The sequence below is a fragment of the Burkholderia sp. WP42 genome (assembly GCF_000745665.1).
Taxonomy (GTDB): domain Bacteria; phylum Pseudomonadota; class Gammaproteobacteria; order Burkholderiales; family Burkholderiaceae; genus Burkholderia; species Burkholderia vietnamiensis.
Window position 1 is genome coordinate 275,901 of the sequence record NZ_KN050724.1, and the last position, 21,191, is coordinate 297,091.

The 21,191-nt window shown below is 59.9% G+C and carries 10 protein-coding genes; 7 read left to right on the forward strand and 3 right to left on the reverse strand.

Annotated features, from left to right (window positions below; genetic code table 11):
* The 7 genes from fliP (at position 1) to EX20_RS25935 (ending at position 4,942) form a co-directional block, all read left to right on the forward strand.
* Positions 1-774, forward strand: a complete 774-nt coding sequence (fliP, locus tag EX20_RS25905; protein WP_231572297.1) for a flagellar type III secretion system pore protein FliP — start codon at positions 1-3, stop codon at positions 772-774.
* Positions 771-1,535, forward strand: a complete 765-nt coding sequence (locus EX20_RS25910; RefSeq protein ID WP_231572298.1) for a sigma-70 family RNA polymerase sigma factor — start codon at positions 771-773, stop codon at positions 1,533-1,535. The genes fliP and EX20_RS25910 overlap by 4 nt, the downstream gene beginning before the upstream one ends.
* Positions 1,536-1,541: 6 nt before the next feature.
* The gene (locus EX20_RS25915) at positions 1,542-2,114 is read left to right on the forward strand and encodes a tetratricopeptide repeat protein (protein ID WP_131929057.1); all 573 of its coding nucleotides are present in this window, start codon (positions 1,542-1,544) and stop codon (positions 2,112-2,114) included.
* A 17-nt stretch (positions 2,115-2,131) separates the two neighbouring features.
* Positions 2,132-2,494, forward strand: a complete 363-nt coding sequence (locus EX20_RS25920) for a hypothetical protein (RefSeq protein ID WP_034195202.1) — start codon at positions 2,132-2,134, stop codon at positions 2,492-2,494.
* A gap of 27 nt (positions 2,495-2,521) precedes the next feature.
* The gene (locus EX20_RS31420) at positions 2,522-3,952 is read left to right on the forward strand and encodes a glycosyltransferase family 9 protein (protein WP_081350618.1); all 1,431 of its coding nucleotides are present in this window, start codon (positions 2,522-2,524) and stop codon (positions 3,950-3,952) included.
* A 174-nt stretch (positions 3,953-4,126) separates the two neighbouring features.
* The gene (gene tnpA / locus EX20_RS25930; RefSeq protein WP_165927441.1) at positions 4,127-4,513 is read left to right on the forward strand and encodes an IS66-like element accessory protein TnpA; all 387 of its coding nucleotides are present in this window, start codon (positions 4,127-4,129) and stop codon (positions 4,511-4,513) included.
* A 216-nt stretch (positions 4,514-4,729) separates the two neighbouring features.
* Positions 4,730-4,942 carry a hypothetical protein gene (locus tag EX20_RS25935; RefSeq protein ID WP_034195205.1) on the forward strand — a complete coding sequence of 71 codons (213 nt, stop codon included), beginning with the start codon at positions 4,730-4,732 and terminating at the stop codon, positions 4,940-4,942.
* Between the two features lie 64 nt (positions 4,943-5,006).
* On the opposite strand, the gene EX20_RS25940 is transcribed toward EX20_RS25935, so the two are convergent.
* From EX20_RS25940 to EX20_RS25950, 3 genes are all read right to left on the reverse strand, one after another.
* Entirely contained in the window at positions 5,007-5,327 is a 321-nt protein-coding gene (locus EX20_RS25940; protein WP_131929056.1) for a hypothetical protein, read from the reverse strand.
* Positions 5,328-5,356: 29 nt separating this feature from the next.
* Complete coding sequence (locus EX20_RS25945; RefSeq protein WP_034195207.1) at positions 5,357-19,831, reverse strand: LysM peptidoglycan-binding domain-containing protein; 14,475 nt, start codon at positions 19,829-19,831, stop codon at positions 5,357-5,359.
* 197 nt (positions 19,832-20,028) lie between these two features.
* Positions 20,029-21,123: a potassium channel family protein gene (locus tag EX20_RS25950; protein ID WP_011882450.1), complete on the reverse strand. Its 1,095-nt coding sequence runs from the start codon at positions 21,121-21,123 to the stop codon at positions 20,029-20,031.
* Between the last annotated feature and the right edge of the window lie 68 nt (positions 21,124-21,191).

Genomic DNA, 21,191 nt, shown 5'->3' on the forward strand with positions numbered 1-21,191 from the left:
ATGCGCTCGACGTTCCTCCGCGTTCTGGCCGCCATGCTGTTCGCGCTTCTGATCGGCGCCCCAAATTGGGCTCATGCAGCGCCTGTGACACAGGCCGCAGCTCCGCTGTCGGCCCTCGGCGTCGCCGACTTCGCTCGCACCGGGGCGAGCATGTCCGAAGCCGTCCGAATCGCCGTGTTGCTGACCGTACTCAGCCTGCTCCCGGCATTCGTGGTCTCGATGACGGCCTTCATCCGGATTGCGATCGTGCTGTCGATGATCCGCCATGCATTCGGCATGCCCGAAACGCCGCCGACGCCGGTACTGATCAGCCTCGCGCTGTTCCTGACCGTCTTTGCGATGCTGCCGACGTTGCAGACGATCAACCACGATGCGCTTCAGCCGTTCATCGGCGGTCACCTGGAATTGTCAGAGGCGCTCGAGCGCAGCAGCGGGCCGCTGCGGGATTTCATGCTGCACCAGGTGCGCGAAGACGAACTGAAGTGGATGTACGAGATGTCTCACCAGCCGCTTCCGGCGACACCCGCCGACGTCAGCCTGCTGCAATTGACGCCCGCGTTTATCCTGAACGAACTGCGCGTGTCGTTCCAGATCGGATTCGTCATTCTGCTGCCGTTTCTGCTGATCGACCTCGTCGTTTCCAGCGTACTGCTGTCGCTGGGCATGCTGATGGTGCCACCGGCGACGATCTCGCTACCGCTCAAGGTGCTGATGTTCGTGCTCGTCGACGGCTGGGGTCTCATTTTGCGCGGCGTCCTGGACAGCTTCAAATGACGCCGCCGGATCTGCCGAGCGCAACGGACGCCATGTCGAAGGAAAGATGCGAACACGATCTATGGCTGGCGTTCGAGCGCACGCGCAACGCTGATGCAAGGGAATCACTCTTCGATTTCTATCTGTCGTATGCGGCCGCACTTGCCGGCAAGTTGTATCGCGGGCGGCATCGGGACGATGTCGAGTATCAGGACTACATGCAGTTCTCCTGCGTGGGCCTGCTCGAATCCATCGACCGTTTCGACAGGACCCGCGGCGTCGCATTCACGACATTCGCGACGCAACGGATCAAGGGCAGCGTACTGGACGGCGTCGTCCGGCTGACCGATGGGCAGGAACAAACCGCGCTGCGCGCCAGCATCCGCCGCGAGCGGTTGGAGTCGCTGAAGGACGCGCCCGGCGACGAGCCGCGCGACGTGTTTCGCGTGCTGGCAAGCGTGACGGTCGGCCTCGCAATCAGTTTCATGCTCGATGATACGGGCATGGTCGGTGCCGACCCCGGCGCGGCGCAGCCCTTCCAGGACCATCCGTACCGGACTCTGGCGCAGCAGCAGACACGCTCGCGCCTGCACGATGCGGTCGACCGCCTGCCAGCGCGCGAGCAGAAGATCATTCGCTACCACTATTTTCACCGCTTGAGCTTCGAGCACATAGCCGACATTCTCAACCTGTCCAAAGGCCGCATTTCGCAGTTGCATCGCGCGGCACTCGACGAGCTTCGTCGGCAAATCGGCACCGACGACTTCTATCTTCTTGCGTGATTCGCTATGGAAAACAACCCGTCATCGATTTTGTGCCCCGACGACCGAATGGCCGTGCTGGTAGAAGCCATGCAATCCAGCGACGAATCGGCGCTTCACGCGTTGAACAACGCACTCGAGCGCTGGCCCGACGACTATCGCCTGTGGTTCCTGCGCGGCGCGGTTCATGCAGGATCGCAACACTACGAGGCTGCCAGAAACGATTTCGGCGTATCGCAGCGACTGACGCCCGATTTCCCGATCGCGGGCTTCATGCTGGGCTTTCTCCACTTGACTCATGGTCACGTCGATCGTGCAGTTGAGGCATGGGGGCCACTCGATGCGCTGCCGGCCGACGATACGCTGCGTGTGCTGAAAACCGGCCTGCTGAATCTCGTGAACGACCGCTTCGCGCTAGCCAGCGAGCAGTTGCGAGCTGGCATCGCATCGAACACGAAATACCCACTGATCAATCGTTATATTGTCGACGTGCTCCAGCATGTCGAGTCCATCGTCGGTGCGGCGCCCGCCAGCCACGCACCATCCGAAAAGACGGGTATCCTTCCGGAAATCGATTCGGCGTATTCCACGCCCCGCTGACAGGCTTTTCCATCGCCATGATTTCCCGCACAACGCTCGACCAGCTCACCGAGGTACTGCGCAGCGAGCTCGACAAGAAGGCTCGCACGCGGTCTGGCGCCGCAGGCGCGACGCCGGCCGGCAGTACGACACCGAAAAATGGGCCGCGCTCGTTGGGCGAAACGCTCCCGGCGCATATCGACCAGTTACTCGCGGCGGGCGTGACGGATGAGTTCCAGTTGATGCGCGCCGCGGTCGAGCATGTGCTGCACAGGCAATTCGGTGACGAGCAGGTCAACGATCCGACGTTTCAGTCGATTGCGAACCGGGTGACGCAAGCCATTCTGGAGGACGATCTTCTTCGGTCAGAACTGCTCTCGACGTTCGCTTCAAGAAAATAACGCTCTATCAGCCACAAAACGCGATCAATGACCAACAGTAATCCTGTGCTCGATGTACAACGTCTCGTGCAACGTGGCGAGATGGACCAAGCCCAACGCTTGCTGGACGGTTTCAGAGCCGACGATGGCGATAGCGATAGCGATAGCGCGATATTTTTCCACGCATGCGCTCAGTTTCACTATTTCCTGGGCGAATTTGAAAAAGCAGTTGATCTGTGCTTGACCGTTACGCAGCGTGCCCCAGGATACACCAACCATCGAATGATCCTGTTCTATGCGTGCGCTCACCTCGGCAGAATCGACATTCTCGACGCACATTTTGAAGCGCTAGTGCAGGGGCTCAATGAATGGGAACGCCAACAGATTAAGTTCGAGATTCAATATCTCTTCGGTCAAGACGACGAAATTATCGCGCAATCCATGTCGTACCATGCATCGCACCCCGCAGGTGCGATTCCGGCTGCCACCGGCACTCAACTCAGGAAAATTCGCAGCACATCGCTGATGCGGGCTTACGGCATCTCTGCCGGCCTAAAAGAATATGCATCGACCTATACAAGCCGCTCAGCTGTAGCGGAGATATACGGAATCAAAGATCCTGGCTACTGGTGTGGTGACACACCATTACCGCGCGTTCTCCATTACGTCCGTGGTGGTGGCTTCGGTGACTGGCTCCAGTTCTTCCGGTACCGCGTGCTGCTCGCGCAAGCTGGGACAGAACTCGTCCTTCATGAACCTTGGCCTTGCCTGCACGTCAATCCTGCTTGGCTGAACGATTACCGTGACATGGGGGCCCGCGAACTGTTGGCACCACTATCAGGCCACGCGCCGCACGATGAAATGTGGGCCACGCCGTTCTCGTTGTTCACCCCCCTCTTTCCGCTGGCCGGCTATCTGCCAGCGCGACGAGCAATGTACGAAGAGGCGCCGTCTCCGTCCATTGCGGACCTGGCAAAACGTATTCGTCAAGATGCGCGTGGGCGCCCATGCGTTGCGCTCTTTTGGTCAGGGAATGAATCCGCTCACGGAGATTTCGCGTGGAGAAGCCTGCGCCTGCATCAGGTACGCCCATTGCTGGAAAATCAGGACATTCACTGGATCATATTGCAACGTGGTCTCGAAATGCAGCGATGGCTCGCGGATAATTTGTCGCGCTCGACAACCAACGTCGACTCGACGACCGATCTGCATTCGCTGGCCATGCTGCTTTCGACGTCCTCCGACGCTGTCGTCAGCGTCGACAGCGGTCCACTACATCTTGCGGCGAGTTTGAATCTGCCGACCATTCTGCTTTCGCCACTTCATGCGGACTGGCGCTACGAGCGGATGCCAACGGCGACACCGTGGTATCCCAACGTCCGCATCGTTCGGCAGCCGGTTATTGGTGATTGGAACGCAACTGTTGCCGAAGCGCACAGGGTCCTCCAGAATTGGTGCCGCACTGGAAGGCTATTGTGAGCGCTCAAGGAGCGTCGACGCGTACGGGTATTCCTTGGTTGGGTCAGTACGTAGGCCAGGTATGCCTGTAAGCACGAGACCAGTACCGTCTGTGAACGCTCGGTGGCGAGTGCCATGATGTCCGGCGAAGGACACGAATGACCGGTCGTGTCCACGATAGGAGTTGTGGACAGAGTGACTCAGACAGTCGGGATCCCGCCGAAACGGCAAACTCGCCGACATCCCACGGAATGGAAGCGGACCATCGTCGCGCTGACATTCGAGCCCGGCGCGTCGGTCGCCCGTGTTGCTCGCGAGAACGGCATCAATGCCAATCAGGTGTGGGCATGGCGCCGCCTCCATGCGCAAGGCCTGCTAACGGACGATGCGATTCCAGACGCAATGCTGCCGGTTGTCGTCAACGAACCGTCTCAGCCGTCGATGGCGCTCGAGGTGCCGACTGCGACCGACAACATACCGTCCGGCTTGATCGAGATTCAGCATGGCAAGACGTCGATTCGCATCGAAGGCGCGCCGGACCCGGACGTGCTGCGTTCTGTTCTCGATCGCATTTTACGATGATCGGTCTGCCTCAAAACACGCGGATCTGGATCGCGGCGGGCGTCACCGCAAGGCCCCGCCCGTATTGGCTCAGCGCAATCCGCTGCCGCCGCAGTTCGTTTCTCCGCTCAGGAATGTGGTGCGCCTCAAACCCGCGCCACGCTTGGCTGAGCGACCGTTTCGCACGCGGTTTGGTACGTGCGTCATGTCTGTGCTATTTCCAAGGGGTGGTGCATTTTGGACCAACACGAGATTTACGCTGCAAACAGGGCTGGCGACGACGCGACGGACGGCGCTGGAATTCGGCAATTGCCGGCGTCGACGACTGCCGTCACGAACGACGAACATCGCGTCATTGCCGACGACTGGCTGCGTCGCGCGATCGGCGGAATCCGCGTGATGCATCTCGATGACGACGAGCGACGGCGCGTCGCGAGAGAGCTCTTCTGAGATTCGAGCGCAGATACGACAACGCCCGCAGAAGCGGGCGTTGTCGTTTTCAACTCACCAATGCTCAATACTCGAAGTTGACGGTATAGCGCCATTGCCCGTCATCAGCCATCGAAACTGAGTACGCAGCCTTTGTCCAAATCGGGCCATGTGCGCGAAACAAGTCAACCAACTTGTATAGTCCAGAAACGATCTCATCCGTCGGCTGAACCAATTCCTTTCGCCCATCCGGATTTGAGATCTCAATCCGAAGTCGCTCCTGCCCCTTCTCTTGCTCTCGCTCCACGAGCATGTCAGCTGCACGCCATGCTTCCGGTGTAGCGACGATCAGCGCGTTCGCAATTTCGAAGTCGATGGGAGCCTGCTTGTCAACCAAAGAACTCACTGCCTTCTCCTATCTAAATCCCATATTCGCTACTTGTTGAACACCGATAGCGCTTGTACCAATTGACCATCCTTCGTGATGTAGTAGGTCATCGCAAATGGTCTAGTTTCACCGATGTTCCGCACGGGCTCCCCAATAAATCGAACCACCGAGTTCGGATTCTCTGCTGCCAGTCTGCTCGCCTGCAAATCGATGCTCTTCTTCAACCCAAGGTTTGATCTTGGAGCCTCAGATATAAGGTTGAACTGGTTATTCACGTAGGACGGTGTGTCGACCCCACCCTCCGGAATGATATGCCCTCGATGCTCACCTACCGACCGCCCACCAATAGGTTCGGGCAACGTTCCCTTCCCGCGCCCAACATGCGACCCGGAAATAAGACCGTCAGCACGCAGTGGAAGACCAGAGCCATTATCGACAACATACACCGCTTCGTTGCGACCGAAAGCAACAACTCGGGACTCGGTTCCCGGAATGTCGGACGGGGTAAATGGTCCGCCAATCCTATTGCTTCTAGCAGAGGCAAAGCTGGATGCTTGTGGCGCGCGTGGCATCTGGAATCCAGCCGGGCCGCCAACAATACCTCCTGCACTACCGACTACCGTGGCCGCGTAGAAAGCATCCTGATCGGATCGACCCGATGCGTACATCGCGCTGCCTGCCAAGGTCGCAAACGGACCACCACTGAGCATCGCATCAAATGCCGCTGCTTTGGGGCTCAGCGGCGCACGGAACGCGGCGATCTGCTCGGCAGCATCCGGTCGCGTGTACGTCAGGGCATGTGCAAATCGCTCCACTCGCTGGCCGATCGACCCGTCATCGACGATCGCATGACCCAGATCCGAGAACCGGTCGTACGTCCCGGCAGCAATTCGCGCATCGGCCAGCTGCGTCAACGCATCCCACGATGAGCCCGGTGTGGCATTCATCGTTGACCTGAACGCTGCTGCGTTCAGGTCAACGTCACCGCCATAACCCAAGCTCGACGACGACCATGCCGACAGCGCGCCGTCATAACCCGAGCCGTACGCGACACCAGTCGCTGCTGCTCCAGTTCCCGCATCGATCCACGCACCATTCGGCGTGACATGCATCTCCGGCCCAACACCTAAATCTCGAATCGGGGAAGGTGCACCAGGCCCAACAAACTGCATCGCCATGTACGGATTCGGCGCACTACCTGCACTGCCGAACGCATCCACGAGTTGTCCGTACACCGCGTCTTCGTAGCGCGTCGGACCTGAGGTAATTTTCTCAGCAGAGGCCGCTTGGACGCGATCAACCACCATATTGCCAACGGTGCTTCCCACCGTGTCGGCAACGATCCCACCCATGTTACGCGAAAGATTCCCGCCACGCACCAGTGTACTCGCCATGCCGGCGCTCAGTCCACCCGCCACGCCGCTTACGAACTTGCTCACTCCCGCGCTGTAACCCGCGCCAGCCGCAGCCGACCCAGCCGCCTGCCCAGCGCTGTAGCCCACGCCCGAGGCGATCGCACTGGCCGCCAGGCCCTTCCAGTCGAACCGGTCCTGCAGCCCAGTTGCGATTCCCAGCCCCTGCGTCACGGCCGAACGCACCGCCCCCTGCAAGACCGCGGTTTGGAATCCATTCGTCGTGGCCGTGCCCGCGCCAGTCGCGGCCCCGGTCGCTGCGGGCGCCAGCGCGCTGGTCACGCCTCCGGCGACCGCGCCACCCAGCGCACTCAGCGCCACGCCATTCCAGTTGAGACCGTGTTGTTCACCGCCCGCAATCATCACGCCTTGGCTAGCCACGGCACCCGCGGTGCCTGCCGCAGCACCCGCCGCGACGCTTCCTGCAAACGATGCAGCCTGAGGCGCCAAGGTCCCGTAGGACACCACCGACACCACCACGGCCACCACAATCGCAATGACCGACACGACGCTGCAGCCGTTCGGTCCCGGCGGCGGCGGCGGTGCCGGCAGCGTCGGCTGCGTATTGCCGATTGCGAGACCCGGATCGTACGGTTTGAACGTCGTCGCCGTATTGTGGACGTTCGTCACCTTGTTCGGTACGGTCAACAACTCTCCGGGCCGCAGCTCATCCATACTCTTCAGACCATTCGCGTCCGCCAGTACGTACCACAGACTCGAATCGCCCCATAACGCCGATGCAACCGACTTCAGCGTATCGCCTGCCCGCACGGTCCATTGCCCCGCGCTGGCGGCCGGATATGCGCCGTTGATCGCCATGTAGTTCTCGTCGAAGTCGGCGGCACTGATCGGCGTGAACACCCGATACTGATTCTCGTTGCCCTTGCCAAGCTTGCCGGCAAGTTCCTGCATGTAGTCGATCTTGTCGATTCCGTCGTTGCCCTGGTTTCCGACCCGGTTTCCATTCAGGTAGTAATAGTTGTGCTTGCGGTCCCCGGCCGCACCGGTAATCCTGCTGTTCGCATCGACATTCACGCCGGTCAGTTCATCACGTCGCTGCACTTGGCCGCGCATGTCAGTCCAATATTGGAAGGCGCGTGCCTTGCCCGGATCGTTCCCGCCGTCGTCATACGTGCTTTTCAGGTTACCGTTCTCGTCGTAGTTGAAATACGACATGGCCGGCCGCCAACCCGGTGCATTGGGATTCGACGCCTGCACTGTCACGCGCGACTGCTTTGCGCTGTCCCACAACTCGTACGCGTAAGTAGAGGTCGTGTGCGTTTCGCTTGCATCGTCGGGCGTCGTGTCGACCTGAGTCAGCGTGCCATCCGCCATCCGTGTGTAGACCGTCGTCGCTCGGTGCAGAGTGTCCCTTTCCTGCAAGACCATCCCATCTGCGTCCCACGTACGGTCAATCCCTGTCACTTGCTGGCCCGTCGTCGCGTCGCGCTCGACAAAGCTGGTCACACGGCCCAAGAGGTCGTTCTTACGTTCCTGTACAACGATGTCGTTGACCTTCTGCGTTTCCAGATAGCCATTTGCATCGTACGTGTATCGTTCGGTTCGGTCGTCCTTTGCGTAGACAGCCAATACGCGTTCGCCTGCCGCGTTGTAGCCAAGTTGCACACCGTCACCGCCGAGCGCCCCCTTCACGATCGAGACGCTAGTGTCGTTCGGATCGGTTGCCCGTGCACCCGACAGGCTACCCATCGATACCGTGAATCGGTTCAACGCATCGTATTCGTACCAGTACTCTTGCTCTCGATCGTGATAACCGACCATGTCGGTGTACTTCGCGAGCATTCGCCGGCGGTTGCCAACCGCGTCGTACTCGTAGTAGACCTTGTAAGCGTCGTCCTCGATCGCCGTCACGCGATTCAACGCGTCGTACTTGACGCTCGATTGTGCAAACACGTAGACGTCGCCGAAGTTCGAGAAAAACTCGGATGTGCGGTTGCCGTCGCCATCATATTCGTACAGCGATTGTGTCTTGGTCGCGTTATCTTTGATCGAACGCACCAACCCGTTCGAGTAGTACGTGTAATCAACATCCTGCCCACTTGTCCCAGTCTGCTTCGAAACCAGTCCAGCCCAGTTATACGTGTACCGGAAAACATGCCCACCCAAGTCCGTGTGTTTAATCAGGCGCCCGAACTGGTCAGTCTCATCGACCATAGTCATGCCGTTCGCGTTGGTCGTCGTGCGGATCCAGCCACCCGAGGTCGACGTTCCGACCGAACTCACGCTCGCTACCCACTTGTAGTCGTACTTCACTTCGCGACCGGCCGCACTTACGGTCCTGATGATTCGTCCGTCACCGTCATAGAACGTGCGCTCGCGACCGCCGAGCGCGTCAGTATGCGCAATCCTACGGTCAAAAGAATCATATTCGTAGCGGTCGACGCTTCGCTGGCCGTTGGCCAGCCCTGGGTGATCGATCTCGACCACACGATTCTTGCTGTCGTATCGGTAATCTGTGCGTCGCCCCAGTTCATCGATTGAGGTTCGCAAGTTGCCGAACGCGTCGTACCGCATCGTTTTGCTGAACCCGAGCGCATCCCACGACTTAGCGAGCGTCGGTTGTGCAGTCCCATAGTTCCACTGCTGCACGGTCAGATTGCCATTTGCATCCTTCAACCCGACCAGGTTGCCGGTGAGGTCGTAGTAAAACCGCGTCTCCGGCTCGACCTCGACCTGCGCACCATTCGCGAGCGTCACGCTGACCTTCGGCTCATGCTTGAGCGTCAGATTCCCCAGCGTGTTGTAATACGATGTCGTCCAGTTTCCGCGGCCGTCACGTTCGGCCGACACCTCGCCGAATGCGTTGTGCTGCTGCAACCGGTCGATCGTCATGTCCTTCGCCGTTTCCTCTATCACGCCGACGATGTCGACGTTCGTCACCGGGTTGTTGCGCGTACCGGTCAGGAAATAGCTCTGGCGCTCAGCCAACACCGAGCCGTTCACATCCTTGGCCAGGTAGCGATATTCAAACTCGGCTCGCGTAGGCAACGCCGATGCGTCGAACAGGAAGCGCCCCAATGTGTCGCGCGTCAACGTCACCTCGATAAACGGACGATCGAATGCCTGGTCTTTCGCCGTAGACTGACGGTAGTACAACGTGATGGTGTTGACGTTCGTCAGCGGCTGGCCATCCACACCGACCGGCTTGAACTCGAAAATGCTCGGTCGCTCGCTACCCGTCAACGTGACCTGCGCCATGCCCACCGTACCGACAGTGATGTCGCCGGCGCCCATTGCCAGCGGTACACCGGCAGCGTCGTAAGCTGTGTACTTGATCGCGTAGCCATACGACTGGCCTGGTTGCGGGATCAGGCCGCCCCCCTGGACGTCCCAACTGAACTCGTCGTTACCCATGCGAGTGACGCGCGAATAGCGCGTCGTGCCATCTTGCACCCACGACACCATGATGTAATCGGTGTCGGCGGGCTGCGAATGGAACACGATCGTCGATTTCAGGTCGGCCAGGTAGTTCGTGCTGAACGACGGCGAGCCGTTCCCGCCCGGCAATCCCACCGACCCCAGCACGGCATCGAGCTTCTGGCCCGCTGCGTTGTACAGGTCGAACTCCACGTCAAGATTGCCCGGTGCGTATCCCGACACGTCTATCGAGAATGCGCCCGTATCGGGATCGCGCCAGAGCGTTCGTTCTTCGTTCCATGTGGTGCCGCCTTGCGGACGTATCTTCACGACGACGTGGTCAGCCAAATGCAGCGCCGAATCGCGTGCCGAGTAGATGTTCAGGATTTGCGGCGATGTCCAGATGTAGCTGCCTGATGCATCGGTCAGGAAACCCGCACGGCTGCTTTCCTCGTAAGTGGGGATCGGCGACGACGTTACGGTAGAGTTACCACCGCGCGCGATATGTGCGTTATAGCCATCGCGGCGCAGCAACGTACCGGGCTCACGCCCGTCGCTGCCGTCCGATATGGCTATGAAGATCATTTCGTAATCGCCGTCGGACAAATTGCCCACGTCGATCGTGTATGAACCGGGTTCGCTGCTGGGATCCTTGCCGAGTGTCCGGAATGTTTCCGTCGATCCTAATGGGCGGTAGTACAGCATCGCACGCGCTCCCAGAGGCAGCGTGTGATTTGCCAGACTCAACCGATTGGAAACCGACTGCAGCTCCTGCGACGAATCGAGGGCGTCCGTATGAGCCACATTGGCCTCAACGTTGCCGTTGGATACCCACGCTTCATACAGGACGGCCCCCTTTTCCACCTTTCCGAGCAAACGCCGTTCGCCAGCGCCATTTTGAGGCTTGACATATACTTCGATCGAGTAATCGAACTGGAGCGGTTTGAAGGGATAGTCGCCACTCGGCGTACCTATCCGGACGTAGCTATTGACCGGAAAGGTGACCTTACCGGACTGGTTGACCGCTGTTTGAACAGTTTGGGTTTGGGTGATGTCAACCGGATCGTGATCTACGCCGGAAGGGCGTGACGTCCCGAGATTTTCGCCTTGCTCCCGATACGTCGCAACGACCTCATACTGATACGCTCCGTATACGTCTTTCAGGTCCGGAAGATTGATGTCGAGGCTATATATTTCAATATAAGACGACACCAGGTTCCATGACACGCTGGCTGTAGCTGCCGCTCCCGCTGACGTAGTCAAGCTCACTTCCGCCGGCTCCGTATACACCGGACCAGCTACTGGTCGATTCTGCTTTTCAAGCCACCCACCGATACTCAACTGCGTATTAGCAAACACCCCGCCATCGATCGGAATATCAACCGGATGGAAGCTGATACGCGGCACGCTGCCCGATGTCTTCGGCTGACGAATCTGGATGACCTGATTACGCGCGTCGTAGCGCGTGAAGGTCTGCATCATGTCGGCCTTCTGAAGCAGTTTCTCGAGATCGTCACCCGTCTTGATCGCGAAACCGCGCAGGTCCGTCTCCATCGATTCGACCTTCAGCGTCGCATTCCCGTTCCGATCGTACATGTACAGATGCGAGATGCCGTCGTTGAAGTTCGTGCGAACAACCCGCCCCGCATTGTCGTAATCTGTGTATTCCTGCCACGCGCCGCCTTGGGAATACGGTCCCTCGCTCATCCGCCTTCCGACAATTTCTCCGTATGCGTTATAAAGCAGTTCCACCTGGCTCCCATACTGCCCTGCAAAGCCCGTGTAACGCTTGATTTCGCGGCTCTCTACGTCGTAGCGAACGTGGAGGGTGTACCCTTTCCCCTGGCCATCGGCGTCGACTGATCCGAAATTGGTGTTCAACAGATTGCCGGCGATGTCGTAGCTATACATCGTCCAGATGCCCAGCGCATCGAGCTTTCCTTTTATCCGCCCACGGTTATAGGTGTAGAGCGTCGTCTGATCTACATCACCTTTGCGCGTTTCCGTGACAACGTTACTCAATCCATTGTATTGATACAGTGTCGTGGCGCGTACCTGACGCCCCTTGTTATCGATGAATTGCGGCAGGATGTCCGACGTACGGCGTCCGAGTACGTCGTATCCGTAATCGTATTGGCTGCCGCTGGCATCGATCTGCCTCAGCAAGTGACCATCGCCGTCGTATGCATACCTCGTTGTAGCAGCACCAGTCTGCTGCGTGAGTCTTCCGTTTCCGTCGACTGTGGCGAACTGGGCGTTTTCTCGCGTTTCGCTAGTCTTTCGACCATTCCGGTCCCACGTGTAGTCCGTGATCCGATCGTCCTCACTGCGCGGCCATACGCTGACCAGCGTGGTGCCCAGGGAGGGATTTGACGTCACAGGGTCCGGATAGGGCTTGGAGAACCGAATTTCCTGCGTGACGTCCCCGCGCGCATTGAGCGTATAGGAAATTCCGTAGCCTTTCGCATCGATTTCGAGCGTCTTCTTGCCGCTGCCGTTGTAAAAGTACAGCGTACGACCACCGGCCGGATCCGTCTTGGCAATAACTGCGCCCCGACCGTCATATTCCCATTGAGTAACAAGGTCACTGCCGGACGTAATGAAGTATTCGCCACGCTGATCTTCGCCGGCACTCGGGTCGAAATACCCTGTCGCGACGTTCATCACACGCGACTGAATCTGGCGACCATCCGCGTCATAAACTGAACGTGTTTCGCGCACGTTGGTTGCGTCGACGGGTGCCGGTGGTTGCGAACCTTGCGTGGGGGTAACGGGATCGCCAAAGACCCGTGTGCGCGTTACGTTACCGGCCGCGTCGTACTCCCACAACGAGAGCGTTCCACTGGGACTGACCTGCCCTGTCTTGCGCCCGGCTGTATCGTAATACCAGCTCGTGACGCCGCCATTCACACCAACTTTCGATACCAGATTACCCCGTGCGTCATAAACCGATTTCTCGATCGCGGTCTCTAACACGTTCGAAGTGAACACCACTTTCGAGATAACGGTCTGACGGTCAAGGAGATCGTAGCCATACTCGCTAATACGCTCTTCGTCGAGACCCTGCGCCTCCGTCATCTTGATGCGGTTGCCGCGCGAATCGTACTTGAAGCCATTCACGACAGCCTTGTTCTTCGACAGTACCGGCAATGTCTCGGACGTCATGCGACCAAGATGGTCGTACGTATAAGTGAATGTGCCGCCCAGCTTGTTCGTATAGCTGGTGCGATTGCCGAGCCCGTCATACCCGTAGGTTTCGAAATACCCTTCCGCATCGGTCGACTTGATCGCTCGACCGAGCTTGTCGTACTCCATGCGCGTGACGGCATCGGCCGGATCACCGGCCGGCAGCACCTGCGACAGATCCGATTTCCAGCCGTCGCGTTTCCAGACGTCATCGACCGCGCCCGATCGCGCGAGCCGATAATCGGTCACTTGCGACACGTTGCCAAACGCATCGTATTGCGTGCCGACGACCCAGTTTTCCGGACTGACCTGCGCAATGACCCGATTGAGCTTGTCGTAGAACGACACCGTCGTGGCCGACAACGGGTCGGTCATCGTCACCTGATTGCCGAACGCGTCGTACTGGTAACGCGTCACGTTGTGCAGCGCGTCCGCCTTCTCGGTCACGCGACCGGCGGCATCATAGCTCTGGGTGCTGGTGTAAGCCTGCAACAGGGCGCGCTTCTGGTCATCGGTCAGTGCGGCCGCAGCCAGCGCGTTGCCGGCGCCATCCACGAGGCCTCGCGCGCCTCGCTCCGCGAGCGCCCAGGCCGTGTCCTGTTCGGCGAGCTCGACACCGCGGGGGTCGGTCGTCGCAACTTGCCGGCCGACTGCGTCGTACGTATAGCGGGTCGTGATGGCAACAGCCGTGCCGTACGCCTGCGTTTTCGCAATCAGGTTGCCCGCCGGATCGTAGACGGCATGCGTCGTCGAGGCGTCACTCGTGCCGGCGGCCACGGTCGTATCGACGGCCCTGCCGAGGGCGTCGAGCGTGTAGCTCGTTTTGACGCCCAGCGCGTTGGTCGTCTCGATCAGCCGGCCGGCGCCATCGTAGCGATAGGTCGTGACCGCGGCCTGGTCAAGCGTCTCGGACCTGAGCGCCAGCCACATGTCGTAGGTCTTCTTGTAGCTTGCCGCTTCAGGATGAGCACGTGCGTAACGAATCGTCTTCGCGAGCCGACCGGAGTTGTCGTATTGATTCTCGGTGACGTATCCTTCGGCATCGACCGTGTACAGCGGACGGTTCGCGTCGTCGTAGAACCACCGAGTTTCGCGCGACGTACTCTGTGAGCCCTGCGCATCCCACGTGTTCAGCAGATTGGTGAACGTGGCGTAGTTCGGATTGTCGGTGCCCGTATATGGCGTCGCGTAGTACTTCGTGTCGACCAGTTGCCCGGTTGCGTTGTACGAATTTCGCGTGACATAACCAGCTGCGTCGATCGTCGCGACCAAGCGGTGCTTGCCGTCATACACCATGCGCGTCACGCGGTCGCCAGCCTGAAGCTGAGCGTCGATCCGCGACAATGCAGTTCGGATAGCGTCTTGCGACTCACCTTCACCCGGATTGATGAACCCCGCGTACGCCGTCTTGCGAACCACGTTGTTGCTGACGTCGTACGTCAATTCCGTGACGGCGCCAGCTGCATCGACGGTGAAGCGCAGCCGGCCGTCCGCGCCGTAAACGTTCCGAGCGATCTCGTCCTGCTGCGACGCCGGCACCAGGCTATGCAATTGTTCCGACGTCAACTGATCCGGCAAGCCGGTCAGCGCTACCGGCGTCGCATACACGGTGCGTTTGACGATCCGCCCTTCGGCATCGCGGTCGATGGCGGTTATGGTCCCCGTCGGACCGACTGCCCCGATTTCCCGGCCCGCGGCATCGTAGACATGGTGCGTGACGCCGCCCGCCGCATTAGTCTCAGAAACCAGGTTGCCGGCCGGATCGTACGCATAGCGCGTCGTCAGCTTCAGACCAGCTGGATCCACGATCTGCTCGATCAGCCGACCGGCGCCATCATAGGTGTTCTGCGTGACCTTTGCGGTCGCGCTGTCTGCACCTTCAGTCACCGTCAGGATCTGGCCCGTGCGGTCATAGGTGAAGGTCGTCGTGAGCTTCTGGCCGGTCGGATCGACGATCACCGTCATCTTGCGGCCGTTCAGGTCATAGTGCGTATCGGTAATTGTTCCGGACGGGTCGGTCGTGCGGACCTGCTGCCCTTTTGCGTCGTATTCGTACTTGGTGACCAGTTCAACCGGAACCCAGGCGTCCGGGCCGCTTGCCGGCGAACTCTGATTGGTTCGTTCCTTCCGCGTCAAAACGCGACCGACTGCGTCATAGCTGTACTCGACGGACTTTCGATCTCCGTCGTACTCAGTCAATACGTTCCCGGCATGATCGCGGTCGTATCCGTGCGACTGGTCGATGTCGTAGCCGTGCAGAGTCCGGCTTTGACTACTCACGTTCTTCAGGAGGCCGTCGCGATCGTACTCGTATTTGACGACGTTATCCTGGCCATCAATCACACTGTCGATCTGGCCGAACTCGTTGTATTTCGTGGTTGTCACAACCCCCTCAGGCGTTCTGACGATCATCCACTGCATCTTCGAGCTGTAGCTGTACGTGGTCGTATTGCCCAGGCGATCCGTTTGCGTCAGCACGTTGTTGAACGCGTCGTACGTCGTACTGCTCCGGCCCGCCGGATCACGCATGCCGACAATGCGCCCGTTGCGATCGTACTCCGTGATGCGTGACACACCGTTCGCATCGACGGATTGAACTACTCGGCCGAAGGCGTCGTACACGGCTTTCGTGATCAAATTCAGGTAGCCGGGATCTGTCGCTTGCTGGACCTGATGTCCGACGCGATCATAGTCGTATGTCGTGATCCGGTGTGTATCGCCCCCTACCTGCTGCGATTGCGACGTCACCTCTCCGAATGCGTTGTATGCATACTCGGTGGTTGCCCCCATCGCATCGGTGTGCCTCGTCAAGCGGCCCGCCGTGCTATAGCTGAAGGACGTGCGCGACGCGTCGGCGTTGTCGAGCGACGCAATGGCGGTCGCCACATCATCCGTGAGACGACCGCCCTGCAGCGTCTTGAGTACATCGACCGACAATCGAACCGCGTAAGCAGTGGTCTGAGCTATATCCCCGAAAGCGTCGCGGTTATGCTCGACGACTTCACCGGCCGCGTTGATCGTGGCTGCAAGATTGCCGTTCGCGTCGTAGTAGTAGTGCGTCTTGCGGCCATCAGCATCGGTTGCGGATGTCCGCAAGCCAGCCGAATCGTACGTGTAGGCTTCGTAGAACTCGCCGCTCCGAAGCTGCGCGAGCATAGCTGTATCGCCGCTCTTTTCGTACAGATCGATCAGTTCGAGGATCCGGCTACCTTCTCCGGAATACCTCCTGATCACGCGGCCTTCCTCGTCGTAGCGATACGTCGTCGTGCGATTGAACGGCGGCTCGCCTTGTGTTTCCGTCAGCACGCGGCCGACTTCGTCGTAGGTGAAGCTCGACGTCTTGGAGCCCAGTACGCCATAGGTGACCTGCTCGAGCAGACGTCCCATCGCGTCGTACGCGTAGGTCGTACGCTCGAGGTTGTCCGGCGTTGATGCCGATGCGATCAGATCGACGGCATTGAGCGTGTAGCGAACACTGAACCATTGCGGGCCGTCGGTGCCCATCAGTGACGGCGTTGCAACAACTTGGCTGAACACGTGATTGTCGAAGCTTGCACTACGCACCGTGACCGGGTTTTCTCTCCCTGAGCGGAATTCGACTGTATGACTCGCCAGCGGAATCGCATTGGATACCGTCAACGTATAAGACGTGTAATCCGACGCCGTCAGCGTTACCGTCCCCGCTTGCACGCCGTCCAGCCAGACCTCGAGTTTTGCGCCGACCTGACCCGAAGCCTCGATCTTCACCGGCACCTGCTGCGGCTGACCCAACGCACCCAACGCAATGCGCTGCCCTCGCACACGCTCCGTGACGTTGCCCTGAGCATCGTATTGATAGCGCGTGACGTAACCCTCACCATCTATTTCAGCTGCAAGCAACCCGCGTGCGTCGTAGACGAAGCGCGACGACGTGTCCTGTGCGCTGGCGCCTGGAATAAGGTCGGGAAGCTTGGGCACCGCCCCGCTGGCGAAGGCCATGCGGAGCGGTTCGTTGACTGGCGTCGCATAGCGCACGATTTCGATGCGTTCGCCAGCAGCGTTATAGCGGTATTCCGTCAGATAACCCTGCGGGTCAAGCTCGCCGCGCAGCAGCCCATCCTGGTCATACAGGTAGTGCGTCGCCCGATCCCGTGCCGGATCCACTGGCGGAAGGCCTGAAACCGGCATAGCAGTCGGATCGACGCGATTTGCAAATACAGTTTTGCCGGTCAAACGGCCGAATCCGTCGTAGCTCCGCTGCGTCAACGTGCCATCCGCATCGACGGTTCGGTCGACCCATGCATTGTTCATTCTGAACAACCAGGACGAGCGGTCCGCCGCGGTTACGGCCGGCCGGAGTCCCGACGTTTCGAGGGTGAGCGTGCTTCCCGACGGTAACCGTTCTATCGCGCGACCGGCATTGTCGGACAACGGTGCGAGTTGCGCCGCGGTCACCCGCGTTGCGTACGTTACCGTCCGCGTCGGGAATGCATAGGCCTCATCGTAGACGTATTCCGTGAGCGTTCCGTCCGGCGCAATCTCGGCAACCCGCTGGTTACGGGCGTTGTACAAATAGTGGGTATTCTGGCCGTTCGCATCGGTCGAAATCCGGAGCCTGCCATCGGTGTCGTATCGATTTGTCGTCTTCGAAAGCAGCCGACCTTGCACCGTATCGCTGGATGCGACGAGCTCGCCGGCTGCATTCCAGACCGACGTACGCGTGAGGCCATTGGCGAATGTCACCGAAACTGCATGACCTGCATCGTCATACTGATACGTTGTCAGTGCACCATCGAAACTTACGGCACTCAACAACCGACCGAGGCCGTCGTAAGCGAATTGCTCAACCTGCTCCTGCCCCGACGGGCCGACGTAGCGCTGCAGCAGGCGCCCATGCGGATCGTAAATGTATCGCGTCTGGGAAGTTCCGCCAGACATATCCCCCGTGCCGTCGGCCAGCAAGCGCTCGTAACGCGTTTCGACCGCCACGTTACCGCGCCAGTCGTAGGTCGAATCAATACGCAACGCATCTTGCCGACCATCGAGGCCGCTCACCCACGTATCGAGTGAACCGACGGACAGCGCCGTCGACTCAGCCAAACCGGCGACGTCGAACACCTCGCTGTTGTAGCGGACTTCCGACACGCGCTGTCCGGCGGCGTTGAAACGGTATTCCGTCACCCGGCCCTCAGCGGTCACGGTATAACGCAGGTGGCCGACGGCATCGTACGCATATCGCGTCGTCTGCGACATGAACTCCGAGGTGCCGGTCGAACTCCTGACCGTCTCCGTCAGCAACTCGTTGCGCGTGCCATACGTACGCAGCAGATCCGTCCCGATACTACTTTGACGAATCAGATTTCCGGCAGCGTCGTAATAGAGGTCGGCTCCGCCGAGCACCGTATCGTTCTGGCTGCGCAGGTTTCCTGCGTCGTCGTAGCCGAAAGCCGCCTCACGCCCCTCCCATTGCCCGTCCAGGGAAGGTGCCGTCCGGATGCCGACGAGCTTCCCGGACTCGTCCCACGACATCACCTGAACGAAACCAAGCGGATCGGTCACGGTCGTCTCGCGTTTCACGAGGTCGTACTGCAGCTTCGTGATCCGTGCGGCACCGTTGTCGGCAAACTGCGCGATCGTTGAAACGCGATACTCGCCATCGAGCAGCTCATACGTGAAATCGACTCGCGAACCGTCGGTCTGCCCGACTGACGCAATCCGGTTGCTCGTACCGTCATACGCGTACGTCGTCGTAAACACGTTACCGTCGGCAATGCTGTTGTCTTCCGGCGAGAGGTCCGTCACGACCTGAGACAGTCGTCCCTGCGCGTCGTAGGCATAGCGCACCGTAGTCTCGGTCGCCGGCTGTCCGTTCGCTTGCTGATAGACCGAACGCAGCGCAGAAAGCCGTCCGGCCGCGTCGTAGTCGAGATAAGTGACATCCCCGCCCGCCGTCGCGATCTGTGCGAGCCGGCCGGAGGCGGTATAGCCGTACTTCACGGTATTGCGGTCGACGTCCCGACTGGACACCAGCCGCCCGCCCTGGGCCGCGTCGTACGTTTCCGTCACGTGCTGGCTACCATCGGTCCACATCCAGCTGTTCGTGGCAGCATCGAACTGCAGCGTCGCACGCGGCCCCGTTGTCGCCACGACCGTCGGGCCGGGCTGGTTCGCATCGCCGACATTCGCGCCAACACCCGCAGTCGATACGTAGAGATTGCGCGCCGCATCGAACGCAAACTTCGTCTGGGAACCATCCCAGTCGGTCAGCGTGATCGTGCTGTCGGCTTCGTTCAGCGTGCCGGCCAGCCCGTCCACGGTACGGGATGCCCCTTCACGCCAGTTGAGCTGCCCGAGGCTGTTGTAAGCCCGGTACACCGCGCCGTTGATTCCCTGACCCAACAGCAACTGATCGCGGTCCTGCAGCATCAGATTGCCATTCGCGGCATTGACGTAGACCTGTTCGCCCGTCTGGCCGAACGCAGCGTTACCCAGTACCCCTCTGTTGCCCAACGCCGTGGACGAAGATGATTGCAGACCCAGCCCTTGGCCCGTAACGATCGCTACCATTCGCTTGTTCTCCCGTATCCGGTGTGATGGCCGCTTGATCTGACATGTCAAAGGCAGCCGTTCATACGGGAGTTATCTGAAACTTTCGAAATTCGTTTAGCGATCTGGCCTTCTAGTTGTATTTGGCTACGTTTGATTTTGATGATTCTGTCGCCGTCGCGGATATCGTCACCAAGCCGCGATGGTAATCGCCTCCTTCAACCATCCCCCTCCGGAATCCTCGCCGACTGAATCACGACCAGCGTATCCCCCGCCTCGATCCGGCACGGCGGATCCTCATAAAACGAATGGATCTTCCCGCAGCGATCGAGCCCGACCACGATCGCCCCCGGCACGACGTTCGTCATGCATCCCACCTCATGCGGCAGCGCCGTGCGCTCCACCAGCGTCGCCCGGCCGCGCGTCGACAGCATGTCGTTGACGAACGGCACGATATAACGGCTGTGCACCGCATCGGCGAGCAACAGCGCGCCGATCTTCGTCGACGATACGATCACGTCCGCGCCCGCCTGCCGCAACTGACGCTGGTACAAATTCTCCTGGATCCGGACGACGATCTTCGTCTCGGGCGCAATGCTGCGCACCGACAGCGTCAGCAGGATCGCGGTCGGATCGTCGGTCACCGAGATGATCACCGCCTTTGCAGCACGCACCTGTGCCTGCTGCAGCAGATCCTCGTGCGCCGGATCGCCGAGCAGCCCCGTCACGCCGAGCGACGTCGCGGCTTCGAGCGCCTGCTGCTGCGAATCGATCACGATGATCGTTGCCGGGTCGACGCCGCTCTCGAGCAGTTCGCGCACGGCGATCGAACCCGACAGTCCGTATCCGCACACGACGATGTGATCGGACAGTTGCTTCTGCAGCCGTTTCATGCGGAATTCCTCGATGACGCGCTGGATCACGAACTGATACGCCGTGCCCAGAAAGATGAACCAGATGCCGATGCGGATCGGCACGATGAAGAACGCATCGATCAGCCGCGCTCGCGCCGTGACCGGCACGATGTCGCCATAGCCGACCGTCGCGACGGTGACCATCGTGAAGTACACGAGATCGGCGACGCCCATCGGCGTGCTCTTGGTCGAATCGCGCAGGCCGTCACGGTCGAGATACAGCACCAGGAACGCCAGCATGCACAGCACGACCACCGCGCCGAGACGAAACAGCAGCGTGCGACGCGGCGACGTCGCGGGCCGCGTGAACAGCGTGCGCACGCGCGGCGCCTGCCACGGCTCGCGCGCGCGACGCAGGCGTGAGCGCAACGAACGGCGCTGGTCGGAAGGCGTTGCCAACGGGATTCTCCTGAACAATGCGGGCTCGATTCTACGACGGGCTACGACGGGCTGCGACGCGAGCGTGC